The sequence below is a fragment of the Achromobacter semiaridum genome (assembly GCF_053543755.1).
Genome location: NZ_JBLVOL010000069.1, coordinates 1 through 6,249, shown reverse-complemented (window position 1 = coordinate 6,249; position 6,249 = coordinate 1). Strand labels below are relative to the sequence as shown.

The 6,249-nt window shown below is 65.1% G+C and carries 6 protein-coding genes; 1 reads left to right on the top strand and 5 read right to left on the bottom strand.

The annotated features are described in order from the left end of the window. The first annotated feature begins 34 nt into the window (after positions 1 to 34). Complete coding sequence (locus ACNPP0_RS18890) at positions 35 to 1,366, top strand: TolC family outer membrane protein (protein WP_448706709.1); 1,332 nt, start codon at positions 35 to 37, stop codon at positions 1,364 to 1,366. Between the two features lie 132 nt (positions 1,367 to 1,498). On the opposite strand, the gene rfaE2 is transcribed toward ACNPP0_RS18890, so the two are convergent. The 5 genes from rfaE2 to ACNPP0_RS18865 all read right to left on the bottom strand — a co-directional run. After that, on the bottom strand, positions 1,499 to 1,987 hold the full coding sequence (gene rfaE2 / locus ACNPP0_RS18885) for a D-glycero-beta-D-manno-heptose 1-phosphate adenylyltransferase (RefSeq protein ID WP_219991621.1): 489 nt from the start codon (positions 1,985 to 1,987) through the stop codon (positions 1,499 to 1,501). Positions 1,988 to 2,028: 41 nt separating this feature from the next. After that, positions 2,029 to 2,907 (bottom strand): ferritin-like domain-containing protein, encoded by an 879-nt coding sequence (locus ACNPP0_RS18880; RefSeq protein WP_046807656.1) that lies wholly within the window; start codon positions 2,905 to 2,907, stop codon positions 2,029 to 2,031. A gap of 183 nt (positions 2,908 to 3,090) precedes the next feature. Beyond that, entirely contained in the window at positions 3,091 to 4,644 is a 1,554-nt protein-coding gene (gene ubiB, locus ACNPP0_RS18875) for a ubiquinone biosynthesis regulatory protein kinase UbiB (RefSeq protein WP_046807657.1), read from the bottom strand. A gap of 3 nt (positions 4,645 to 4,647) precedes the next feature. Beyond that, positions 4,648 to 5,286: a ubiquinone biosynthesis accessory factor UbiJ gene (locus ACNPP0_RS18870; protein WP_448706696.1), complete on the bottom strand. Its 639-nt coding sequence runs from the start codon at positions 5,284 to 5,286 to the stop codon at positions 4,648 to 4,650. Between the two features lie 186 nt (positions 5,287 to 5,472). Continuing rightward, positions 5,473 to 6,249: Tim44 domain-containing protein (locus ACNPP0_RS18865; protein ID WP_448706695.1), on the bottom strand; the 777-nt coding region annotated here is incomplete at its 5' end.

Below are 6,249 nucleotides of genomic sequence, written 5' to 3'. Positions count from 1 at the left end.
ACCCTGGGGGGGCCCCGGCGTATCGTTGAAAATCATGCGCGTCCGATTGCTTACGGCTTTACTGGTTTTTACCGCCGCCGCAAGCGTCGGCCCGTTGCCCGCATTTGCGCAGAACCTGATCCAGGTCTGGCAAGCCGCCCTGGGCAATGACCCCACCTATGCCGCCGCCCGCGCCAACTATCGCGCCGGGCTGGAAAAAGAACCGCAAGCCCGCTCGCTGCTGATGCCGCTTATTTCGGCCGAAGCCGGCGGCGCATACCAGGAAACGCGCAGCACGCGCGGCCTGGGCGTGGCCTACAGTGGCGGGCGCGGCGTCTGGGACCTGGCGCTGACGCAGCCGCTGTTCGATTGGGGCCGGTGGCAAAACTACGAGCAGTCCAAGCTGATCGTGGCCGATGTCGAAGTCCAGTTGCAGCAAGCCTATCAAGACCTGCTGCTGCGCGTGGCGGATGCCTACTTCAACGTGCTGTACGCGCAAGACGCGCTGACCGCGACCGAGGCCGAGAAAGCGGCCGTGGCGGGTCAGCTGGAATCGGCCAAGCGCAATTTCGAGCTGGGCAATTCCACGGTTACCGACACCTATGAAGCGCAGGCGCGCTACGACTTGGTGGTCGCGCAGGAACTGCGCTTGCAGAACGACCTGGACGTGCGCCGCGATGAATTGGCCAAGATCATCGGCACAGCGCCGGGCGCGCTGGCCGAACTGCCCTACGGCGTGCAATTGCCGTCGCCCCAGCCCGCCCGCGTCAACGACTGGAGCACTCAGGCTGAATCGTCCAGCCTGGAGGTGCTGCGCGCGCAGTTGCTGACCCGCATCGCCGGCCGCGAAATCCAGATCGCCAAGAGCGGCCACTATCCCACCTTGAACCTGCGGGCCACCAGCGGCAGCGCCAGCGACGCCGTCATGCGCAACGCGGCGCCGGGCAAGCCCATCGACAACACGGTGGGCGTCGTGCTGTCCATTCCGCTGTATTCCGGCGGCGGCGTATCGTCCCAGGTCACCGAGAAGGTGCAGCTGGAACAAAAGGCCCGCCACGACTTCGAAACCGCACGCCGCCAAGCCATCCAGGCCGCGCGCCAGTACTACACGGGTGTCACCAGCGGGTTGGCTCGCATTCAAGCGCTGGAAGCCGGTGAAAAATCCAGCCGCGCCGCCGTCGAGGCCAACCGCACCGGCTACGAAGTCGGCGTGCGAATCAACCTGGACGTGCTCAATGCGCAGCAGCAGTTGTACGCGACGCAGCGCGATCTGGCGCTGGCCCGCTACAGCACGGTGCTGTCGGGGCTGCGGCTGAAGGCCACCAGCGGCATTCTGGCGGAAACGGATCTGGAAGCCATCAACAGGCTGCTGCGGGAACCGCGCTGAGGCTGGGGATCGGGCTGGGGATCGGGCTTGGATGCGATGGGATGGGCTACGGGCTACGGGCTACGGACAAAAAAGGCGGCTTGCACAAGCCGCCTTTTTTCATGCCCTGCGCAGGCTCCACGCCCCTCGGCCTCAACCGCCCTGGATCTTCTTCACCAGCGCCGTCGTGGACCGCTGAAATTCGAACGGAATGGCCACGGCGCGACCGCCCCAGCTTTTTACCAGCGCCGTTTCGGGCAACGTTTCCATGTCGTAGTCGCCGCCCTTGACGATCAGGTCGGGCTTGATCTGGCCGATCAGCGCTTCGGGCGTGTCTTCGTGAAACGACGTGACCACGGTCACGCAGCCCAGCGCGGCCAGCAGCGCGGCGCGGTCTTCCATGCGGTTCAGCGGGCGCTCGGCACCCTTGCCCAGGCGGCGCACCGATTCATCGGTGTTCACGGCCACCACCAAGGTCGCGCCCAACTGCGCGGCCTGGTCCAGATATGTGGCATGGCCACGATGCAGGATGTCGAAGACCCCGTTGGTGAACACCAGCGGCCGCGGCAGGCGGCCGGCGGCAACGGCGGCGACGCATTCGTCGCGAGACAGGACTTTGGATTCAAAACGGGCGGCGGACATGCGGCGATTATATCCGCGCATCCACCGCCCGAAAGTGACGTTCAGGCGCCACCCAGGATGATCTGCTTTTCCTTCGGCACGACCAGCGCGGTCATTTCCTTGCGGTAGCGGTTCAGGTCCTTCACCGTTTCAAAGCTGCGATCCATCAGCTTGGACAGGATGTGCAGAATGCGGCTGGCTACCTTCTGTTCCCAGATGCCGTCAAAGCGGATCTGCGTGTCCAGCCAGTGCTCAAGCCAGCCCGGCTCCGGCAGGCGCGATTGCACCGTGTCGTTGGGGAACAGGTCTTTGTTGACGTGCAGGTTGGTCGGGTGCAGCGCCTGCTGCGTGCGGCCGGCCGACGCCATCAGCACGCCGATCTTCGAGAACGCCAGGCGAGCTTGTTCGCTGGTGTCCTGGCCACGGTCATGCAGCGCGCGGCGCATGTATTGCAGGTACGCGCCGGCATGGCGGGCTTCGTCCTGCGCCACGGTCTTGTAGATGGCCTTGATGACGGGCTCGGTGTGCCATTCGGCGGCACGGCGATACCAGTGGTTCAAGCGGATTTCGCCGCAGAAATGCAGCATCAGCGTTTCCAGCTCGGGCGCGGCGTCGAATTCAAAGCGCACGTTGTGCAGCTCTTCTTCCGTGGGCACCAGGTCGGGCCGGAAGCGGCGCAGGTATTCGATCAACACCAACGAGTGCTTTTGCTCTTCAAAGAACCACACCGACATGAATGCGCAGAAGTCGCTGTCCCCGCGGTTATCCCGCAGGAACATCTCCGTGGCGGGCAGCGCCGCCCATTCGGTGATGGCGTTCATCTTGATCGTCTGCGCTTGCTCGTCCGAGAGCTTGCTGCGATCGAAATCTCCCCAGGGGATGTCGTGCGCCATGTTCCAGCGCACGGCTTCCATGGTCTTGAAGAGTTCAGGATAAAGCATGGGTCTGCCCTTGTATTCGTCCCGCTTGTGGGGCGATAGAAATTAATGAATGGCGCGCGCGTCGTTCCGGCGACTGACGCTGCTTTCATCCACCGCAGCGCTATTTTTCGCCGTTTCCCGCGAAGCTATGATGACCGTTTCATGAATGAAACATGACAGAGTTCGTCTAGACCATCGCGCCGCCTATCGGGTCAAGGCCCAGATTGCGACCCCGATCGCAAGAGCCAACACCCCAACCAGCGCTGCAACCAGCCGGTTGTTCTGTTCCTGGGCGCGCCGCAGGTGAATCATCTCGGCCAGCAGCGCGGGCGAGACGTTCGGGCGGCTCAGGTGGTCATGGACCAGCCTGGGCAAAGCGGGCAGCATTTGCGACCACTGCACGGCTTCTTTTTCCAGGCTTTGACGCAGCCCCTTGAATCCGACACGCTGGCGCATCCAACGTTCCAGATAGGGCTTGGCGGTCTTCCAGAGATCCAGGTCGGGATCAAGCTGGCGGCCCAGTCCCTCGACGTTCAGCAACGTCTTTTGCAGCAGCACCAGCTGCGGTTGGATCTCGACATTGAACCGGCGCGACGTCTGGAACAGGCGGAGCAGAACCTGCCCCAGCGAGATCTCGGACAGCGGCCGGTCAAAGTACGGTTCGCAGACGGCGCGCACGGCGCCTTCAAGTTCTTCTTCGCGCGTGTCGGCCGGCACCCAGCCGGACTCGATGTGCAACTGCGCCACGCGGCGGTAATCGCGGTGGAAGAAGGCCAGGAAATTCTGCGCCAGATAGTTCTTGTCGAATTCTGACAGCGACCCGACGATGCCGAAGTCCAGCGCGATATAGCTGCCCAGCGTGTCGGGGCGGTCCGACACGTAGATGTTGCCCGGGTGCATGTCGGCGTGGAAAAAGCCGTCGGTGAAGACCTGCGTGAAGAAGATTTCCACGCCGGTGCGCGCCAGGGTCGGGATGTCGATCCCGGCCTCGCGCATGCGTTCCACCTGGCCCACCGGCATGCCGTACATGCGCTGCATGGTGAACACGGTGGACGCCGTGTATTCCCAGATCACTTCTGGGACGATAAGCATGTCGCCCCGGCCCGATTCCGGGCCGAAATTGCGGCGCAGCTGACTGCAATTGGACGCTTCGCGCACCAGGTCCAGTTCGTCGTGCAGGTACTTGTCGAACTCGGCCACGACTTCGCGCGGCTTCAGGCGGCGGCCGTCGGCGCCCAGGCGCTCGATGATGCGCGCCACGATCTTGAGCAGCGACAGGTCTTTTTCGATGATGCCCAGCATGCCCGGGCGCAGCACTTTCACGGCCACTTCGCGGCCGTCGTGCAGCACGGCAAAGTGCACCTGCGCGATGGACGCGGATGCGACCGGGTCCACGTCGAACTGCGCGAACAGCTTTTCAGGCGGCGCGCCCAGCGCGGCCTCGATGCAGGCGGCGGCCTGGGCGGACGGGAACGGCGGCACGCGGTCTTGCAGCAGGGCCAGTTCGTTGGCGATATCAGCGGGGATCAGGTCGCGGCGGGTGGACAACACCTGGCCGAACTTGACGAAGATGGGCCCCAGGGATTCCAGCGCCAGCCGCAGGCGCTGCCCACGCGGCTGACGCGGGCGGGTGCCCAGGCGAATGACGCGCAGCAGGCACGTGGCCAGCGGATGATTCAGGCTGGACAGGACCAGTTCGTCCAGGCCATAACGCAGCGATACGACGATGATGCGAATAAGGCGCAGCAGGGGGAACATATATCAGGCGCCCCGCTTTGCGCTGGCGGACGCCAGACGGGTTTGCAGGGCGGTGGCCGAACGCGCCAACGCGTCGGCGCTTGCGGTCAGTTCGGCAAGATCCAGGCGCCATTGCTCCAGCGCCGGGCGGCCCACCAGCACGCCGCTTTCTTCAGCCAGGTATTCGGACACGTTTTCCGCCAGGCGCTTGCCGGCGTTGCGCGCGCCATCGGCTGCCGAGCGGGCGCCGCCCACGATGCGCAGGGCGGCGATATCGCCCACCACGCGGGCCAGGGCGTCTTCGGGATCGAAGCGCAGCTGCTTGGCAAGGTCGGCTACGACCTGGGCCAGCGCGGCGTCGCCGGAGATATGCGTGGCCTGCGCGAAATCGGGCGTTTCACGATCAGCGCCCAGGTGCGGCAGGGGCAGCTTTTCGGGCGCGACGGTCAACGTCACATCCGGCACCACCGCCGGGTCGGCCTGGGCGGCCAGCCCTTCGCTATCGATCGTCAGCCCCAATGTGAAGCCACCCAGCGCAAAGCGCACCGTCTTGCCGGCATGCCGCGCCAGGCGCTCGCGCGCCCATTCCTCGCGCCTCAACAGGGCGTTGAGCGCACTGACAGCCATTCGAGAGGGCGTGGGCAGAAAGGAAAAGGGCAGCATGACGGTGTGCAACGCCGGTGGGTCGGGGTTGCGGGATTAGTGGCTAAATCGGGAGTGTAACGGGTTAGATGGGACCGCGTTTAGTACAACGGGACAAGGAAAAACCGGCCCTTCTAGGGCCGGTTCAAGTGGATGCCCTGAGGCATCCGGCAACGGAGGACAGCGTCAGCCCCGATCAAACAGCGTTTAGCTGGCCAGATCCACGGGGATCTGTTGAATGCCGGCCAAGAGCCAGCCGCCATTGGCGGGCTTGAACAGGTTCCAGACTTCTTCGAAGCGGAAGGCTTCGGCGCCCGGGGCCTCGCGCAGCATGCCGGAGAAGCGCACGCTGGCCAGGTGGCCGTCGGACACGGTTTCGATACCCAGCATTTCGGCGTTCAACAGGACCACTTCGGTCTTGTTGGGCGCCGCGCCGCGCTCGGCCAGTTGCGGCTTGAGCTCGGTGATCAGGTCATCGGTCAGGAAGTCGCGCAGGCCATCGGTGCTGCCGCTGTCCCACACGGCCTGGATGCGCACGAACTGCTCCTTGGCCTGCTTCAGGAAGGCGGGGGTGTCGAAATCACCCGGCACAAACCAGTTGTTGTCCTCGCCGGCCTTGGGCAGCACGGCCGGAGGCGCCACGGGGGCAGCCGCGGCAGCGGCCGGAGCGGCGGCGGCGGTCGGCTTGAGCGCTTCGCGCCACATGGGCTGCTGTTGCTGGCCGGGTGCGTTGTTGGCGCCATTGAACGCGCCTTGCGTTGCCGTACGCGGACCGGCGCCACGCAGGCGGCGGATGATGAACATGACGGCGAACACGACAGCGGCGATCAGCAGGGCGGAACCGAGGAATTCGGCGAACGCGCCCGACAGGCCCATGCTGGACAACAAGGCGGCGATACCCAGGCCGGCGGCGATGCCGGCGATGGGGCCAAGCCAGCGCGATGCGCCGCTTTTGGCGGCGGCGCCCGCGGCACCGGCCGTGGC

Coding starts and splice junctions, on each gene's coding strand:
- rfaE2 (WP_219991621.1), bottom strand. CDS start 1,987: ATGTCCGCCGCCCGTTTTGAATCCAAAGTCCTGTCTCGCGACGAATGC.
- ubiB (WP_046807657.1), bottom strand. CDS start 4,644: ATGTTCCCCCTGCTGCGCCTTATTCGCATCATCGTCGTATCGCTGCGT.
- ACNPP0_RS18870 (WP_448706696.1), bottom strand. CDS start 5,286: ATGCTGCCCTTTTCCTTTCTGCCCACGCCCTCTCGAATGGCTGTCAGT.
- ACNPP0_RS18880 (WP_046807656.1), bottom strand. CDS start 2,907: ATGCTTTATCCTGAACTCTTCAAGACCATGGAAGCCGTGCGCTGGAAC.
- ACNPP0_RS18890 (WP_448706709.1), top strand. CDS start 35: ATGCGCGTCCGATTGCTTACGGCTTTACTGGTTTTTACCGCCGCCGCA.